Genomic DNA, 16,115 nt, shown 5'->3' on the forward strand with positions numbered 1-16,115 from the left:
CTCAGCCCGCCTGCGCGCTGGCTTCCCGGCCGCGCCCGATCGAGGTGTATTCGGCAAAGCCCGCGCCAAGCGCAACCGCCTCGGAGTAGATATTGCGCAGATCGGCCATGCGCGGCGTCACCATGCCGCCGGCGATCCGCTCGAGATCCAGCGCGCGGAACTCGTTCCACTCGGTCAGGATCACCACCACATCGGCCTTGTCCGCGGCCTCATAGGCATCGGCGCACCATTCGACGCCGGGCAAGAGCGCCTCGCCTTCGTGGCGGCCCTGCGGATCGGTGACCCGCACCCTGGCGCCACCGCCCACCAGCGCCGGCACGATGGTCAGCGACGGCGCGTCGCGCATGTCGTCGGTATTGGGCTTGAAGGTCACGCCGAGCACGGCGACGGTCTTGCCGTTGAAGCTGCCGTCGCAGAGGTCGCGCAACTTCTCGACCATGCGGCGCTTGACCTCCTCGTTGATCTGGATGACCGCCTCGGTGATCTGCATCGGGCTGGCGTGTTCCTGGCCGATCCGGGCCAGCGCCTTGGTATCCTTGGGAAAGCAGGACCCGCCATAGCCGGGGCCGGCATGCAGGAACTTGTTGCCGATGCGGCCGTCGAGGCCCATGCCCTTGGACACCTGCTTGACGTCGGCGCCGACCTTTTCGCAAAGCGCGGCGATTTCGTTGATGAAGGTGATCTTGGTGGCGAGAAAGGCATTGGCGGCGTATTTGATCATCTCGGCCGACTCGAGATCGGTGGTGACGATCGGAAAATCGCGCAGGAAGAGCGGCCGGTAGATCTCGGCCATGACCTGCGCCGCGCGCTCGGTCTGGACGCCGACGACCACGCGGTCGGGCTTCATGAAATCGTCGATCGCCGCGCCTTCGCGCAGGAACTCGGGGTTCGAGGCGACGTCGAATTGAAGATCGGGATTGGCCGCCGCCAGCTCCTGCGCCACCTTGCGGTTGGTGCCGACCGGGACCGTCGATTTGGTGACCACCACGATGTAATCCTTGGCGGTCCCGGCGATCTCTCGCGCCGCGGCCATCACATAGGTCAGATCGGCATGGCCATCGCCGCGCCGGGTCGGCGTGCCGACGGCGATGAACACCGCATCCGCGCCGTCCAGCGCCTCGGCCAGATCGAGGGTGAAGGTCAGCCGGCCTGCCTCGACATTGGTGGCCATCAGCCGGTCGAGACCGGGCTCGAAAATCGGAACCTTGCCGGCCTTGAGCATTTCGATCTTGCGCGGATCCTTGTCCACACAGACCACCTCATGGCCAAAATCCGAGAAACAGACGCCGGAGACGAGCCCCACGTAACCGGTGCCGAGCATTGCGATCTTCATGAAAACCTCCAGCCAGAATGTCTGCCGTTCTGCGGCAGCGCGGCCAGCGATGCAAGACCAATCCTCGGGTCGCGCCGCAGGACCGAAGCATCACATGTGAATGATGTCGTCCAGGATCGAAACCAGCATCTTGACCTTCTCTTCGCCGAGGGCGGCCGCCACCTCGTCGGAGATTTCTCGCGCCTTGGGGGCGTTCTTGACCAGCACCTGATGACCCGCGGCGGTGATCGACACCACCTGCCTGCGGCGGTCTTCGGGATTGGTGCGGCGGGTGACATAGCCCTTTTCGGACAGGTTCTGCACAATCCGGGTCTGGCTGGGCATCAGAAGGCTGGCGCGCTCGGCCAGCTTGGTGGCGTCCTGAGGGCCGAATTCCTCAAGCACCCGCAAGAGCCGCCACTGCTGTTCCGTGAGGCCGGTGACTTGCAGGGCCTCGCGGATCGGGATCATTAACCTCTCTCGGGCGCGCAAGAGAGCGATTGGCAAGGATTGATCGGTGGGCGGCAAATCGACTGGCGGAAAATCTGCGGCGTCTTGCGTCATATTGCTTTTTTACTCCCTGCCACGCCATCGGATCACAAAAATGAGCCAATTGGTACCGTTTTTGCTTCCGTAAGCCGCGATAGCGTAAAGCACAAGCGTCTGAGGCACGGTGTGAACTACGCAGATACCACAGTTACCGCGCAGCAGGGTGGCTGACAAACGGGAAGGGTCGCACAGCCCGCCAGAACACGATACCGTGAACAGGCCGACAAAATACCGGAAAGGGGCGAAATTTCGGGCGATGGCACAGACGCGCCCTATAGGCGGGCGACCGCTCCCCCAGCCGCCCGCCGACGGATCGTTCCGTGAGTGATGAACCCAACAGAGTTCAGAACGACCGTCCAGGTCCTGACCGCCCCCGTGTCTCTCCGGGATCGCAGTGCGGTAGGAACCCCCATGCTCCGTTTGTCGCATGGTGAGCGCACTAAAGGCAGCGGTTCACCCGGATGGCCATATGTCTTGTCGGATAGGAGGCCTATACGTTCGTATAGAATTCGGCCTCAGGCCGGGGCCGGCCGCGCGCCGAAGATAGCCGATCCGACGCGGACGTGGGTGGCCCCCAGCGCGATGGCCTCTTCGAAATCGCCTGACATGCCCATCGACAGGCCGCCCAGCCCGTTGCGCGCGGCAAACTTGGCCAGCAGGGCAAAGTGCAGGCTGGCGGCCTCGTCGACCGGCGGAATGCACATCAACCCGCGCACCGGAAGATCGAGCGCCCGGCACTCGCTGACAAAGCCGTCGATCTCGGCCGGCAGGACGCCGGCCTTCTGCGGCTCTTCGCCGGTGTTGACCTGAACAAAGAGCTCGGGGCACTGCCCCAGTTCCTGGGCCAGCCGCGCCAGCGTCTGGGCCAACTTGGGACGGTCGAGGGAATGGATTGCCTGCGCCAGTTCCATGGCCTGGCGCGCCTTGTTGGTCTGAAGCGGACCGATGATGTGCAGATCGATGCCGTCATAGCGCTCGCGGAAGCCGGGCCATTTGCCGGCGGCCTCCTGTACCCGGTTTTCGCCAAAGATCCGATGCCCCTGATCGAGAACGGCGGCAACGCGGTCGTCGGGCTGCTTCTTGGACACCGCAATCAGCCGGGTGGCCCCGGTCTCGCGCCCGGCGGCGGCCTCGGCCTTGTGCATCCGTTCGGTGATCTCGTTCAGTCCCATAGCGCGCCTCGTCAGTCTTGTCCCGCTGCTATCCTTCGCACGGGCCAGAGGAAAAGCGCCACCGGAAAACCAGGGCTTCAAAAAAGAAAAGAGCGGGTCTTGCGACCCGCTCTTCCCTAACTGTGGCTGGCGCCGTTCTTAGAACGACATTGCCAGACCGACGGACCAGCTGTTGCCGTTCTCGTCGTCACCGGTGGTGGTGAACTGGTCGTGAACGGTCGAGTTGCCGTAACCTGCTTTGGCCGAGAGGCCGCCGCCGAGGTCGTAGGTCGCCGCGATGCCGAAGCCCGAGGTGTACTCATCGCCGTCGATCATGTACTGGCCGAAGTTCACGCCGACTGCCAGAGCGTTCATCTCGTAGCCGAGGCCCAGAGCGCCGTGGGTTGCTTCGTCACCGTCGATTTCGAGCTGGGTGAAGGAGAAGCCGGTGGTCACGCCGTTGGCGAAGCCCGCGTCAACCGACACACCCACAACCGAAGCCGAAGCGTCGTTGGCAACCGGCAGACCGCCGAAGCTGATGGTGTTCACGTCGTTGACCGACTGGTAGCCAACGCCGACGCCCAGAGCAACGCCCGAGAACTCGCCGGAGTAACGGACACCGACACCCCAGACCGGGTCGTCGTTGCCAGCGTCGTCGATTTCAGCCGACAGCGATGCGGTGACGTTGCTGAAAGCATAGTCGAAACGCGCGATCTGACCGTCGTAGAAGCCGTCGAGGCCGTTGTTGCCGAAGCCGCCGAATGCAACGTGCTCTTCGTTGTCGCCGATGGAACCGCCTGCGAAGTTGGTTTCTTTCAGCGCCTGGTCGAATGCACCGTTGGTGTCACCCATGGTCAGGGTCGCGCCGCCAGCGGAAACGAACATGGCAACGCCACCGTCGTCTGCGTTGTTCTGGGTCGCGTTCGACACTGCGCCGCCTTCGTCGAGGTCGACAGCCGCACCGAAGGTCAGGCCGTTGTCGGCGGTGCCGGACATGGAGAAGGTGACGTCGATGTCGGTGAAGAACTGAGCTTCCTGGTCGGTGGTGCCAGTGGCGAGCGGACCAGCGAAGTTGATGTTTTCGCCTCCCATGATGCCCATCTCGGCCAGGCCGGTGATGTCAATGGTGCCAGCGCCGGAGCCGGTGACTTCTGCCGAAGCGAAGCCTGCGGTTGCGACCAGTGCGGTGGTTGCAAACAGAATGTTTTTCATTGTTTCCCTCATGTGTCTTGTGCACGTACCAAACCGGTCGCCCGGTCTTGATGAGCCTCTCATGCACCTTCCGACCCTCCCGATGCAAGCGCGTGCCGAAACTGTGGCGGCAACAAGGCCATGAGTGATGCGCTTTTGTCACAAGAAATCAGGCCCCGGCGAATACCCCCGTCAGCGCACCCTTCTGTCACCCGAAAAACCGCGGATTGGGATTGCGAATGAGGATCTTGTCGTCTCTGGCCCCGGCTTGTATTGAGGGGCCTGACGTCACCGAAACCTATCGGCCAGGAGCGCTTGATGACCGCCACTTCCAGAAAAGCCGCGATTCTTCTGGCGGCCGCCATGCTTGCGCTGACGGCCTGTGGCGCGCAGTTCGCTCCGGGACGCAGCACCGACGAGGTGCTGGAGGAGGAAATCTACGGCAACCGGGGCGCGCCGCGCTCGACGCTGTGGGATTTCTTCCGCGGGCCGCAGGACCGTTCGCGGATCGGCAAGGTCAACAAATATATCTGGAATGCCGCGCTCGAAGTGCTGGATTTCCTGCCGGTCGAGTCGGTCGATCCCTTCACCGGGGTGATCACCACCGGCTATGGCACGCCCCCGGGCGGTGGCCGCGCCTATCGTGCGACGATCTATGTCACCGATCCGGCGCTGGACGCCCGCTCGCTCAACCTCGCGCTTCAGACCCGCGCCGGACCGGTCTCCGCCGAGACCGCCCGCGCCATCGAAGATGCCATCTTGACCCGCGCCCGCCAGCTGCGGGCCCAGGACAAGCGCCTTTGACCCCCGCCTTCAGGAGCCTCTGAGGGGCCGGGACGTTCGGCCACGGCCGGACGGGCCTAGCCGGTCATCACGCAGAGAAGTTCGAACATCAGCGACACGCCGAGCCAGGCGGTGGCGCCGCTGGTGTCGAACGGCGGTGAGACCTCGACCAGATCGGCCCCCGCGATGTCGAGCCCGGCAAGGCCCCGCACCACCTGTTGCGCCTGAAAGGAATTCGGGCCGCCGATTTCCGGCGTGCCGGTGCCCGGCGCGAAGGCCGGGTCGACGAAATCGATGTCGTAGCTGACATAGACCGGAGCCTCGCCGACGATCTCGCAGGCCTCGGCCATCACATCGGTGACGCCACGGGCAAAGAATTCTTCGATCGGGATGACCCGGACGCCGACCGCCTTGGCGAAATCGCGGTCCTCGAAGTCATAGGCGGTGCCGCGGATGCCGATCTGGACCACCCGCGCCGGATCGAGCAGCTCTTCCTCGATGGCGCGGCGGAAGGGCGTGCCATGGGTGTACATCGTGCCGCCGAAATAGCTGTGGAAGAGATCGGTATGGGCGTCGAAATGCACCATGCCCAGCGGCCCGTCCTCGGCCAGGGCGCGCAGCACCGGCAGCGAGGTCAGGTGATCGCCGCCGGCCGTGAGCGGCCGGATGCCGGCAAGGACAAGCCTTTGATAAAACGCCGTGATCCGATCCATCGAATCGTCAATATCGGCCGGGTTGATGCCGACATCGCCCAGATCGGCGCAATTGGCCGCCTCGAAGGGGCGCACCCGGGTCGCGGCGTTCTCGGCGCGGATCATCGTCGAGGCGTCGCGCAACTGGCGCGGGCCGTGGCGCGGCCCGGGGCGGTTGGTGGTGCCGCTGTCCCAGGGGACGCCGATCAGGCCGATGTCGACCTCGTCGAACCGGGCATGGCCGGGGGGAACCACCGGCAAGCGCATGAAACTCGGCACGCCGGCAAAGCGCGGCAGTTCCATGCCCGAGACGGGGGTAAAGAAATCCTGTGTCATGTCAGTGCCTTTCCAGTCGTGCGCGGCGGGTGACCGGGCCTCCGCCCTGGGCCGCGATTCGCGCAATGGCCGCAGCCAGCGGCTCTTCCGCCACCGCCATGTGATGGGCGTTGGCGTGGAGCAAAAGGTCTGCGCCGGCAACCCAGCCGACGTGACCTTTCCAGAACAGGAGATCGCCGCGGCGCAGCGCGGCATCCGCGGCCAGGGTAGCGCCCAGCGCCGCCTCTTGCAGGTCGGAATCGCCGGGACAGGGGATGCCGCAGGCCAGGCACCCGGCCTCGACGAGCCCGGAACAATCGATCCCGAAGGCCGAATTGCCGCCCCAGAGATAAGGCGTTCCGAGGTAGAGCCGGGCCACCGCGACCGGATCGGCGCAGCGCTGCGCCAGCGGCGCCAGATGCGCGGAGGGGGCCCAGACCCAGGCCGTTACCTTGTCTGCGCCGGCGCAGATGGCGATTTCGGTCCAATCGCCGCTCTGATCGCGGGTGGCGACCCGGGCGCCATGCGGCAGAACCGCAACTTCGTTGCGCGCCTTGAGATCCGGGTCGGACTTGCAATAGCTCATCCGCGTAGCGACCCGGTGGGTCGGTGCCGGCATGTCACGTGACAGGGCGTCGGTCTCGACATGGCCGACGTAACCGTTGTGCTCGCAATAGCCGAAAGCCATGCCATCGCTCACCTCGAGCACGCGAAAGCCCTGTCCGAGCAAAAGCTCGCGTTCGCGCCTGGCTCCGCCGGCATCGCTGATCACGGCGGTGGCGGTCACCACCTGCCAAAGCTCCCCTTCGGTGAACCGCGCCGCCGCCACCTGCCCTTCGAGCGAGACATGCGCCACACGGCCGTTGGATTTGAGCACCCGGGGGTCGGCGGTCATTCCGCCGGCTCCAGCCCCATCAGGTCGGGCAGCGCGGCGAGGATGGCGCGCGCGCCCATGCCGACGCCGCCCTTGGGCCGGCCGGGCCGGGCCTCGGGTTGCCAGCCGTAGATGTCGAAATGCGCGTAGCGGGTATCCTCGTTCACGAAACGGCGAAGGAAGAGCGCGGCGGTGATCGAGCCCGCGAACCCGCCCTTGGGCGCATTGTCGAGATCGGCGATGCCGGGTTCGATCATCGTCTCGTAAGGCTCCCAGAAGGGCAAGCGCCAAAGCGGATCGTGCGCCCGCCTGCCGCCGGCCTCGAGTGCGGCGGCGGTGGCGTCATCGGCGTAGAAAGGCGCCAGATCGGGGCCCACCGCCACCCGGGCGGCGCCGGTGAGCGTGGCCATCGAGATCACCAGGTCGCTCTCCTCTTCGCAGGCCAGTGCCAGCGCATCGGCCAGCACCAGACGGCCCTCGGCATCGGTGTTGTTGATCTCGACCGTCAGCCCCTTGCGCGAGGTCAGGATGTCGCCGGGGCGGAAGGCGCCGGCCGAGACCGAGTTTTCCACCGCCGGAATCAGCACGCGCAGCTGCACCGGCAGATCCAGCGCCATGATCATCTGCGCCAGCCCCAGCACCGTGGCAGCCCCGCCCATGTCCTTTTTCATCAGCCCCATCGAACTGCCGGGCTTGAGATTGAGCCCGCCGGTGTCGAAACACACGCCCTTGCCCACCAGCGTCACCTTGGGGCCGGACTGGCCCCAGCGCATGTCGATCAGCCGCGGGGCGCAATCCGAGGCGCGGCCGACGGCGTGGATCAGCGGAAAGTTCTCGGCCAGAAGCTCGGTGCCGCCGATCACGCTGCATTGCGCGCCGTGGTCATGCGCCAGCGCTGCGGCGGCGGCCTGCAACCCGTCGGGCGTCATGTCGTTGGCGGGGGTGTTGATCAGGTCGCGGGTCAGCGCCTCGCCGGCCGCAATCGCCTCGATCCGGGCGGTATCGACCCCTTCGGGGGCCACGAGGCGGACCTGTTTCCCGGTTTTTTCCTTATAGGTGTCAAAGCTGTAGCCGGCGAGAAGCCAGCCAAGAAGCTCGGCCTCGATATCAGCCGGTTCCTGTGGCAGCCCGCTTTCGATGTGATAGGTGCCCGCCGGCAGGCTCTGCGCCACGGCGGCAAGGGCAAAGCGACCGCGGGCCCGGTCCTTGGCCGATCCGACACCGCCCAGGGCGGCCTCGGGCGCGCCATCGTCACCAGGAAACAGCAGCACCTGCCCCGGCCCGGCCACAAAGCCATTGGCTTCGGCCCAGCCGCGCGCGCCCGGCTCCTGGGCCAGGCGCCAGCCGTCAAAGGCCTCGGCGGTGAGCAGGGCAAGCGGGATCGATGCCTGATCGGCATCGGCGAATGTCAGGGGATGGTCCTGCGGCATGACAGTTACTCCGGCGGAATGAATTTTGCCGCAGCCTAGCCTGCCCGGGCGCACCTGCAAGGGCAGAGGTGCGATTGTCTCGTGTCCTGCCGCCAGCGCGGGGGGCTACATCATGAATTCCTGCAAATCCCAGATCGCCGTCAGCGATCGGTCGCCGGTGCGCGCCAGCCGCGACAGCGTGGCCGCCATGGCCACCGCATCGTTCTGATCGATGCAGGCACAGACATCGCGCGCCACCGAAGAGAGCGCGACCATCCCGATTTGATCGGCGATCCGCGACAGCGAGCGCAGGCATTTGCGCATCTCGGCCAGATCGCCGCGCTTGTGCAGCTTGTTGGCGTAAGACATGCGCACCGCAATTTCCTCGAGCGCGCGGCACACCACATCCTCGGCGCCGGCGTCGCCCATGCGGCGATAGAGGTCTTCGATCCGCTCCTGGTCGAGCCTGACGCCTTCGTCATATGCGAGCATTCCTATCCGTTCCACGGTTCCCACCTTCATTCACGCCCCCACGGCCTGGCTTAGGATGACGGCAAAGAGTTTTGGAAACCTTGCGGACGACAGATTATTTCGCTCGAATTCTCGGCAATTCGGGCGTATCACCGCTGCGCGGAAAGAAGACGGGAGACCGCCAATGGAACACGCCAAGAGCCTGCCGAAGTACCTGGTCCAGCGTTATCAGGGATGGAAAGCCACCGATTACGCCGAAAACGCCGCGTGGTATCGCCGACTTGCCACCGAAGGGCAGCGGCCCCGCGCGATGGTGATTTCCTGCTGTGACAGCCGGGTTCACGTGACCTCGATCTTTGGCGCCGACACCGGGGAATTCTTCATTCACCGCAATATCGCCAATCTGGTGCCGCCCTATGCGCCGGACGGCGACCACCACGGCACCTCGGCGGCCGTGGAATACGCGGTTACCGCGCTCAAGGTGGCGCATCTGATCGTGCTGGGGCATTCGCAATGTGGCGGGGTGCAGGGCTGCATCGACATGTGCAACGGCAAGGCGCCGGAGCTGGAAAAGCCCAATTCCTTTGTCGGGCGCTGGATGGACATCCTGCGGCCCGGTTACGACGCGATCAAGGATGCGCCCGAGGGCGAGGCCCAGGCGCGCGCGCTGGAAAAGCGCTCGGTGGTGATCTCGCTGGAAAACCTGATGACCTTTCCCTTCGTCGAAGAGCGGGTCAAGAGCGGTGCCCTGTCGCTGCACGGCCTGTGGACCGGCATCGGCGAAGGGGCGCTCGAGGAATACAATCCGGCATCGGATCAGTTCCGCCCGGTGGGCTGAGCTCGGCCTGCGCCGGGCGTCAAACCCCGGCAAGGCTGCTGGATCGGGCCTGACGTCGGGCCGGTTTTGCCACCGGCCGAAAACCGGGGTCAGGCCAGAAGGACACCGCGGCCGCGGCCATCGTGCGAGGCGAGCACCTTGGCCCGGCCCAGCCGCAGGCTCAGCGCCCGAAGCGGATGACCGAGATATTTGCACGAGCAGATCCGCTCGCCGCTGTCCATGTCGGTCAGGACAAGCCGTCCTTGGTGGAAGCCTAGGCCGAAGCCCTTGCGCGCCAGTTTGCGGCTCAGGTTGCCCCAGCTTGTTGCCTGTTGGAACACCGGGGCCAGCATTGCCCGCAGTAGAACACCGGTTTCGCAATCCAGCCGATTGCTGCTTTCCGGACCCCGCCAGCGGGTCTGTGCCAGACCGGGCCCGGCGAGGATTTCAATGTGATGTGCCATGCTCATAACCTCCTACGCATCTAGCGTGCTCGCGGATTGTGGCAACACCGGGGCAGGTGTTTTCATATATTGTGCGGAGCGTCTATACTGCAACACAATGTTTCGCAGACGTGAATATCGCGTGAAGAAGGTGGACATTTGCCTGCGGTCTTCAGGGCCCCTGCCCCATGCCCCACGGCAAAGAAAAAGGGCCGCCCCGGGGGCGGCCCTTGTCTCGTAACCTCTTGACGGAGATCAGCCTTTTTTCAGCACCCGGTTGCCCAGGGTCTCGGCGATCTGCACTGCGTTGAGCGCCGCGCCCTTGCGCAGGTTGTCCGAGACGCACCACAGGTTCAGGCCGTTTTCGATCGTGCTGTCCTGGCGGATGCGGCTGATGAAGGTGGCGAAATCGCCGACACATTCGACCGGCGTGACATAGCCGCCATCCTCGCGTTTGTCGATCACCATGACGCCCGGCGCCTCGCGCAGGATGTCGCGCGCCTCGTCCTCGTCGAGGAAATCCTCGAATTCGACATTCAGCGCTTCGGAGTGGCCGACAAAGACCGGCACCCGCACGCAGGTCGCGGTGACCTTGATCGACGGGTCGACGATCTTCTTGGTCTCGGCGACCATCTTCCATTCTTCCTTGGTCGAGCCGTCCTCGAGGAAGACATCGATATGCGGAATGACGTTGAAGGCGATCTGCTTGGGGTAGACCTTGCGTTCGTATTCGTCGGTCGGGTTGTAGACCGCCTTGGTCTGATCCCAGAGCTCGTCGATGCCGTCCTTGCCCGAGCCGGAGACCGACTGATAGGTCGAGACCACGACGCGCTTGATGCGGGCGCGGTCGTGCAGCGGCTTGAGCGCCACCACCATCTGCGCGGTCGAGCAGTTGGGGTTGGCGATGATGTTCTTCTTGGCATAGCCCTCGATCGCATCGGCGTTCACCTCGGGCACGATCAGCGGCACATCGGGATCGTAGCGATAGAGCGAGGAATTGTCGATCACCACGCAGCCGGCCGCGGCCGCGATCGGGGCGTATTTCTTGGTGGCATCGGAGCCGATGGCAAACAGCGCCATGTCCCAGCCCGCGAAGTCGAAGCCCTCGATGTCCTTGGTCTTGAGCGTCTTGTCGCCAAAGCTCACTTCGGTGCCCAGCGACCGGCGCGAAGCCAGCACTGCGATCTCGTCGACGGGGAAGCCCCGTTCGGCGAGGATGTTGAGCATTTCGCGGCCCACGTTGCCGGTGGCGCCTGCGACGACGATTCGATAACCCATCGGTTCCTTTTCCTTCGTCTCGGTATGAATGGGGCGCCTGATACAGGGTTGCGGCCGGTTGTTAAAGGGGCATTCGCCGCAACGCTCCTGGCGGGCCGGGTGCAGGGGGGCTCTGCCCCCCGGCCTGCGGCCGCCCCCCGGCGGTATTTCACAAGAGAAGAAGCTGCGGGATCAGTCGAGCCGGTCGCGGCTGAACAGGTAGGGGATCATCCCGGCCAGGGTGACGAGCGCAAAGATGGCAAAGACCGGCGCATAGCTGGCCTCGATCGGGCCCTGGGCGGCGGCCCCCTCCTGCACGCGACCGGTGACGACCTGAAAGATGCCGACGCCGGCAATGCCGAAAAGGTTCATCAGCGTCACGCCGCGCCCGATCAGGTGATCCGGCGCATAGCTGCGGCCATGGGCGAGGATCAGCGGAAAGGTCATGCCGAAGAACCCCACGATGCAGAACAGCGCGAGAACGGTGACCACGCCTGGGGCCGGCCAGAGCCAGAGCGCGGTGCAGCCCATCACCACCAGGGCATTGCCCGGCAGGACCACCCATTTGCGCGAGCCGAACCAGCGGTCGAGCGGCCCGTAGGCAAAGGTGCCGGCGATCATCGCCACCCCCATCGCCAGCGTCGCCAGGCCGATGGCGCCCGGCGTCAGCCCGTGCACGTCGCGCAGGTACGGCCCGATCCAGAGCGCCCGCAGCCCGCCCGAGGCGGCGTAGTTGACGAACATCATCGGAATGACCAGCCAGAGCGCCGGCAGGCGCAGCAGGTCGAGCACGGAGCCGCGGAGGGTGGTTTCGGCGCCGGGCGGGTCGCGCACCAGGAAGAACAGGCCAAACGCGATCGCCGCCGAGGCCGCCGCCAGCGCCCAGAGCGTCTCGCGCCAGCCGATGGCCTCGACCAGCAGGGTGAGTGGCAGGGTGCCGGCGAGGTTGCCCAGAGTGCCGATGCCCAGCACCGTGGCCGCCAGGGAGGCAAAGATCGCCGGCCGGCAGGTGCGCGCGAAGATGTAATAGGAGGCCATCAGCACCGGCGAACAGCCCAGCCCGATCAGCCCCATGGCCAGGGTCACATGCACCGGGCTCTGCGCCAGGGCAAACCCCGCCGCCCCGCCGGCGCCGCCGATGGCAAAGAGCACCGCGGCGGTGCGGCGCGGCCCGATCCGATCCAGCGCCGCGCCGACCGGGATCTGCATCAGCGCAAAGACCAGGAACCAGACGCCCGAGGCAGTGGCGAGGTCATCGGGACGGGCGCCGATGTCGCGTTCGAGCACCTCGGCCAGCACGGCAAGGAACGAGCGAAAGAACTGGCTGAACACATAGCTCAGCGTCAGCAGGATCAGACCGGCGTTCATGTGACCTCCCTGGAAACCCGGTCTGGATTACACAGGGCCGGCGCCAAGACAAGCCGCGGCCTGCCGCCCGGCCCAGGCGCCGGTGGCCAGACAGGCGGTCAGCAGATAGCCGCCGGTCGGGGCCTCCCAGTCGAGCATTTCGCCGGCAACGAATGTGCCGGGGCGCGCGATCAGCTCGAGCCCCGGGGTCAGCGCCTCGAAGCCGATGCCGCCGGCGGTGGAGATTGCCTCGTCCATCGGCCGTGGCCCGGCGTGGCGGATCGGCAAGTCCTTGATGCGCCGGGCAAGCTGGCCGGGATCCTCGGGCAGCGGCTGGCCGAATTCCATCAGCAGCGCCTGTTTCACCGGATCGAGCCGGGCCTGCTTGCGCCGGAAATTCGCCGCCGTCATCTTGCCGCGCGGCTTGGCGAGCCGGCGGGCCAATGTCTCCGCATCCGTGTCCGGCGCGAGATCGACGCTCAGGGGCGCGCCGTCGCGGACCGCGGCCGAGATCGCGTAGATGCCGCCGCCCTCGAGCCCGCGGTCCGAGATCACCGCTTCGCCGCGGCTGCGGGCCGGGCCTGCCTGCCAGGCGACGCCCTTGACCGGCATGCCGAACCGCGCTGCCATATGCGCCGACCACTCGACGCGAACGCCCATGTTGGCCGGCCGGAACGGCGCCAGCGGCACGCCCGCGGCGCGCAGGGCCTCGGCCCAGGCGCCATCCGAGCCGAGCCGCGCCCAGCTCGCCCCGCCCAGCGCCAGCACGGTGACCCCGGCCGTGACACGCTGCACCCCCTCGGGGGTGGCAAAGACCGCCGCCCCGTCCGCCCAGCCCTGCCAGCGCCAGCGGGTGCGGCGGGTGACACCATATCCGTCGAGCCGGGTCAGCCAGGCGCGCAGCAGCGGCGAGGCCTTCATCGTCTGCGGAAAGACCCGGCCGGTCGGGCCGGTGAACAGCGGCTGGCCTAGCGCCTCGGCCCAGCGCCGCACCTCGTCCGGGCCACAGGCCTCCAGCATCGGGCGCAGATGGTCGGCGTGGGGCCCGAAGGCGGCGAGAAATCTGTCGAAGTCTTCGGATTTTGTCAGGTTCAGCCCGGATTTCCCCGCCATGAGAAACTTGCGCGCCGGCGAGGGCTTGGCCTCGGCCAGCAGAACCGCATGCCCCGCCTGCCCCAGCACCTCGGCCGCCATCAGCCCGGCCGGGCCAGCGCCAATGACCAGCGCCGCGACCTTCATGTCACCGCAAAGGCGCGATCGCCCGTCCCGACCCGGCCACCGGGCCGCGGCATTGCACCCGGGCGCCGGTGCGCGGCGATGGCCCGGGCCCGCTGTGCAATTGTTGGCCCACCGGCGAGATCGAAGTTCATTGCTGTCCTCATGTCGCGATGACCCGCGCCCCGTGATGCCGCGATGTGGCGCGGCTGGCAAGGTGCCCCGGGCCGGGGATTTGCTGCGCCCCGGCCGTCGGGGCTGATTTCCGGCCCGTCTCCGGCTAGGGTTGGCCCAGGATGACCGACGCGCCCGACCCGATCTGCCCGCTCTGCCACCGCCCGATCCAGCCGGCGGCGAAACAATCGCTGCATCACCTGATCCCCAGGCTCAAGGGCGGCAAGCGTGGGCCCACGGTGCTGCTGCACCAGATCTGCCACAACGAGATACACGCCACGCTGACCGAGACCGAACTGGCGCGCGACTTCAACACGGCCGAGGCCCTGCGCGCCCATCCCCGGCTGGCGAAATTCATCCGCTGGGTGGCAAAACGCCCGCCGGACTTTCATGCCCGCAGCGCCGGCGGGCGACGCAAACGCTGAGCCGGACGAGGGCGCCTCCGCCACGCCGGCCTGAAGACCGCCGGCATCCAACCAAGGGAGCACGCACGATGGCCATCACCTACACCGAGTTCCCCGAGAAAAAGCGCGTCGAATTCACCGTCAGCGGCCAGATCACCAAGGCGGACTACGACAGCATTGCCGGTCCGATGGAAGCCTTCATCGACGCCCATGGCACGGTGCAGATGATCGAGGTGGTCGATCATTTCTCGGGCTTCGACCCGGGCCTTCTGCTGCCCGGCCTCCGGTTTGACATCAAGGCGCTGCCGCATATCAGCCATATCGCGGTGGTCACCGACATCGGCTGGCTGAGCCCGATTGCCCGGTCGGTGGGCGCGCTTCTGCCCACCCGGATGCGGGTGTTCCCGCGCGACGGGCTGGATGCGGCGCGGGCCTGGCTCGACGGCGAAAACCCGGAGGATTGAGGCGGCAGGCGGGGTTGTCTTGCCCCGCACGCCGCGATTGCGTCTGGGGCCCTGTCGCGTCAGGGCTCCACCAGACCGCTCGAAATCGCCTTGGCCAGCGCTTGTTCCACGGTCTTCGCCTGCATCTTGAGGCAGGCATTGCGAATGCGCCGCCAGATCTCGAATTCGGTGACGTTCAACAGATCCGCGATCATATGTCCGGTCAGCCCGTTGGCGATAAACGCCAGAACGTCGCGTTCCGATGGCGACAACCGCTCACATTCCGCGCCATAGGCCCAGCCCTCGTGGATATCGTCCTTCGACTCGATCAGCGTGTTCGCCATCATCGCCGAAACGGCGGAAAACGCTCGCAGGGTTCCGGCCCCGAACAGCGAGGTGGGATCATCACGGCAGCTCAGCGTGATGCCCGCTCCCTGCCCCCCTGAATAGCAACCGTAAGAAATCAGGAAATTGTAGCCGTAGCTCAGGCTCGCGGCGCGCCAGTCGCGAAGCTTTCCCGAAGCCGGCGCACGCCGTTCTTCGCGCGCAATATCGACAAGCAAAGGGACATCCCTGGACAAGGCGCCGCGAACAAGGGGATCGACCGTGGCGAAGCCTTCTTGGCTGTATTGCTCGAGCCAGAGCGGATCCTTCGAGCTTCGCACCCAATTGACCTGGCGGGGAGCGGTGTTGAAACCCCCGATGTTCACCGCCTCGGCACCAAGGCGACGCGCAATGCCCATGGTCGCCCACCAATGGCTGTCGGCATCCTGCGCGCGCGCCAGCGCATCGGCGGTGTCGATCACCAGTTGCCCGATGCGCGTCGTCTTCACGGTGGCGGTCTCCTGCAAATGAGGGCGTCGAGGAAATGGCTCTGATCAGAAGCTTAGCGGAAGACCGGGCAAAACGGCAGGGCCACGCGACGCTCCCGCATCCATTCGCCGGGGCCGGACACCGTTGATGGCGCTCTCTGCCCGGGACCGAATCGTAGCGCCTTGGAAGGGCACGAAACAATTACCGCCCGGCCTCCAGCCACATCGAGATTATCTGTCGCGTCTGCCATCTTCACATCCGTTTTGTCATCGTGACCGTCACCGCAAACGGTCCCAAGCCCTTGAGAGCAGGGCATTTGATAAATTTCAACGCCTTGTGAAGAAATCTGGTGAGAGGCTGGACAACGACCCAAGCGGGGCTCGTTACGGCTGCTTCCTTCCGGACCTGACCGGGTTGGCGAGGCGCCTGCCCGCGCCAACCTCTCGACCCGCTAT

Annotated in this window: 17 protein-coding genes and 1 other RNA gene; 4 read left to right on the top strand and 14 right to left on the bottom strand. The window is 66.0% G+C overall.

Annotated elements, in window-relative coordinates; genetic code table 11:
* Window position 1 precedes the first annotated feature (1 nt).
* The 4 genes from BMW90_RS07375 to BMW90_RS07390 all read right to left on the bottom strand — a co-directional run bounded on the left by BMW90_RS07375 (window position 2) and on the right by BMW90_RS07390 (window position 4,224).
* Window positions 2-1,333 (bottom strand): UDP-glucose dehydrogenase family protein, encoded by a 1,332-nt coding sequence (locus BMW90_RS07375; protein WP_074835865.1) that lies wholly within the window; start codon window positions 1,331-1,333, stop codon window positions 2-4.
* Window positions 1,334-1,423: 90 nt separating this feature from the next.
* Complete coding sequence (gene hpaR / locus BMW90_RS07380; protein WP_048533131.1) at window positions 1,424-1,876, bottom strand: homoprotocatechuate degradation operon regulator HpaR; 453 nt, start codon at window positions 1,874-1,876, stop codon at window positions 1,424-1,426.
* 500 nt (window positions 1,877-2,376) lie between these two features.
* Window positions 2,377-3,033: a YggS family pyridoxal phosphate-dependent enzyme gene (locus BMW90_RS07385; RefSeq protein ID WP_074835866.1), complete on the bottom strand. Its 657-nt coding sequence runs from the start codon at window positions 3,031-3,033 to the stop codon at window positions 2,377-2,379.
* Between the two features lie 138 nt (window positions 3,034-3,171).
* Window positions 3,172-4,224, bottom strand: coding sequence for a porin (locus tag BMW90_RS07390; RefSeq protein WP_048533134.1), 1,053 nt, complete (start codon window positions 4,222-4,224; stop codon window positions 3,172-3,174).
* 297 nt (window positions 4,225-4,521) lie between these two features.
* On the opposite strand from BMW90_RS07390, the gene BMW90_RS07395 reads away from it, so the two are divergent.
* Window positions 4,522-5,007: a DUF3576 domain-containing protein gene (locus BMW90_RS07395; RefSeq protein ID WP_048533136.1), complete on the top strand. Its 486-nt coding sequence runs from the start codon at window positions 4,522-4,524 to the stop codon at window positions 5,005-5,007.
* Between the two features lie 56 nt (window positions 5,008-5,063).
* Here BMW90_RS07395 and speB read toward each other — a convergent pair whose 3' ends face one another.
* The 4 genes from speB to BMW90_RS07415 form a co-directional block, all read right to left on the bottom strand.
* Window positions 5,064-6,014 (bottom strand): agmatinase, encoded by a 951-nt coding sequence (gene speB / locus BMW90_RS07400; RefSeq protein ID WP_074835868.1) that lies wholly within the window; start codon window positions 6,012-6,014, stop codon window positions 5,064-5,066.
* Between the two features lies 1 nt (window position 6,015).
* Window positions 6,016-6,888, bottom strand: a complete 873-nt coding sequence (locus BMW90_RS07405; protein ID WP_074835869.1) for a C40 family peptidase — start codon at window positions 6,886-6,888, stop codon at window positions 6,016-6,018.
* Window positions 6,885-8,297 (bottom strand): leucyl aminopeptidase family protein, encoded by a 1,413-nt coding sequence (locus BMW90_RS07410; RefSeq protein WP_074835871.1) that lies wholly within the window; start codon window positions 8,295-8,297, stop codon window positions 6,885-6,887. Before BMW90_RS07410 ends, BMW90_RS07405 begins: the two co-directional genes overlap by 4 nt.
* Window positions 8,298-8,402: 105 nt before the next feature.
* Entirely contained in the window at window positions 8,403-8,798 is a 396-nt protein-coding gene (locus BMW90_RS07415; RefSeq protein ID WP_048533140.1) for a hypothetical protein, read from the bottom strand.
* A 133-nt stretch (window positions 8,799-8,931) separates the two neighbouring features.
* Here BMW90_RS07415 and BMW90_RS07420 point away from each other — a divergent pair, with 133 nt between their 5' ends.
* Entirely contained in the window at window positions 8,932-9,585 is a 654-nt protein-coding gene (locus BMW90_RS07420) for a carbonic anhydrase (RefSeq protein WP_048533141.1), read from the top strand.
* 89 nt (window positions 9,586-9,674) lie between these two features.
* On the opposite strand, the gene BMW90_RS07425 is transcribed toward BMW90_RS07420, so the two are convergent.
* The 4 genes from BMW90_RS07425 to BMW90_RS07440 all read right to left on the bottom strand — a co-directional run bounded on the left by BMW90_RS07425 (window position 9,675) and on the right by BMW90_RS07440 (window position 13,850).
* Window positions 9,675-10,028: a hypothetical protein gene (locus tag BMW90_RS07425; RefSeq protein WP_139211255.1), complete on the bottom strand. Its 354-nt coding sequence runs from the start codon at window positions 10,026-10,028 to the stop codon at window positions 9,675-9,677.
* A gap of 234 nt (window positions 10,029-10,262) precedes the next feature.
* Window positions 10,263-11,285: an aspartate-semialdehyde dehydrogenase gene (locus BMW90_RS07430; RefSeq protein WP_048533143.1), complete on the bottom strand. Its 1,023-nt coding sequence runs from the start codon at window positions 11,283-11,285 to the stop codon at window positions 10,263-10,265.
* Between the two features lie 171 nt (window positions 11,286-11,456).
* Window positions 11,457-12,632, bottom strand: coding sequence for an MFS transporter (locus tag BMW90_RS07435; RefSeq protein WP_048533144.1), 1,176 nt, complete (start codon window positions 12,630-12,632; stop codon window positions 11,457-11,459).
* A gap of 27 nt (window positions 12,633-12,659) precedes the next feature.
* Entirely contained in the window at window positions 12,660-13,850 is a 1,191-nt protein-coding gene (locus tag BMW90_RS07440) for a TIGR03862 family flavoprotein (protein ID WP_074835874.1), read from the bottom strand.
* A 272-nt stretch (window positions 13,851-14,122) separates the two neighbouring features.
* On the opposite strand from BMW90_RS07440, the gene BMW90_RS07445 reads away from it, so the two are divergent.
* Window positions 14,123-14,425: an HNH endonuclease family protein gene (locus BMW90_RS07445; protein WP_074835876.1), complete on the top strand. Its 303-nt coding sequence runs from the start codon at window positions 14,123-14,125 to the stop codon at window positions 14,423-14,425.
* Window positions 14,426-14,493: 68 nt separating this feature from the next.
* Window positions 14,494-14,868: a SpoIIAA family protein gene (locus BMW90_RS07450; RefSeq protein WP_074835877.1), complete on the top strand. Its 375-nt coding sequence runs from the start codon at window positions 14,494-14,496 to the stop codon at window positions 14,866-14,868.
* Between the two features lie 59 nt (window positions 14,869-14,927).
* Here the strand turns inward: BMW90_RS07450 and BMW90_RS07455 are convergent, their stop codons facing one another.
* On the bottom strand, window positions 14,928-15,680 hold the full coding sequence (locus tag BMW90_RS07455; RefSeq protein ID WP_074835879.1) for a helix-turn-helix transcriptional regulator: 753 nt from the start codon (window positions 15,678-15,680) through the stop codon (window positions 14,928-14,930).
* A 328-nt stretch (window positions 15,681-16,008) separates the two neighbouring features.
* An RNA gene (gene ffs, locus BMW90_RS07460) (signal recognition particle sRNA small type) lies at window positions 16,009-16,105 on the bottom strand.
* Between the last annotated feature and the right edge of the window lie 10 nt (window positions 16,106-16,115).

Origin of the sequence: Marinovum algicola (genome assembly GCF_900109145.1) — a bacterium.
Taxonomy (GTDB): Bacteria; Pseudomonadota; Alphaproteobacteria; order Rhodobacterales; family Rhodobacteraceae; genus Marinovum; species Marinovum algicola.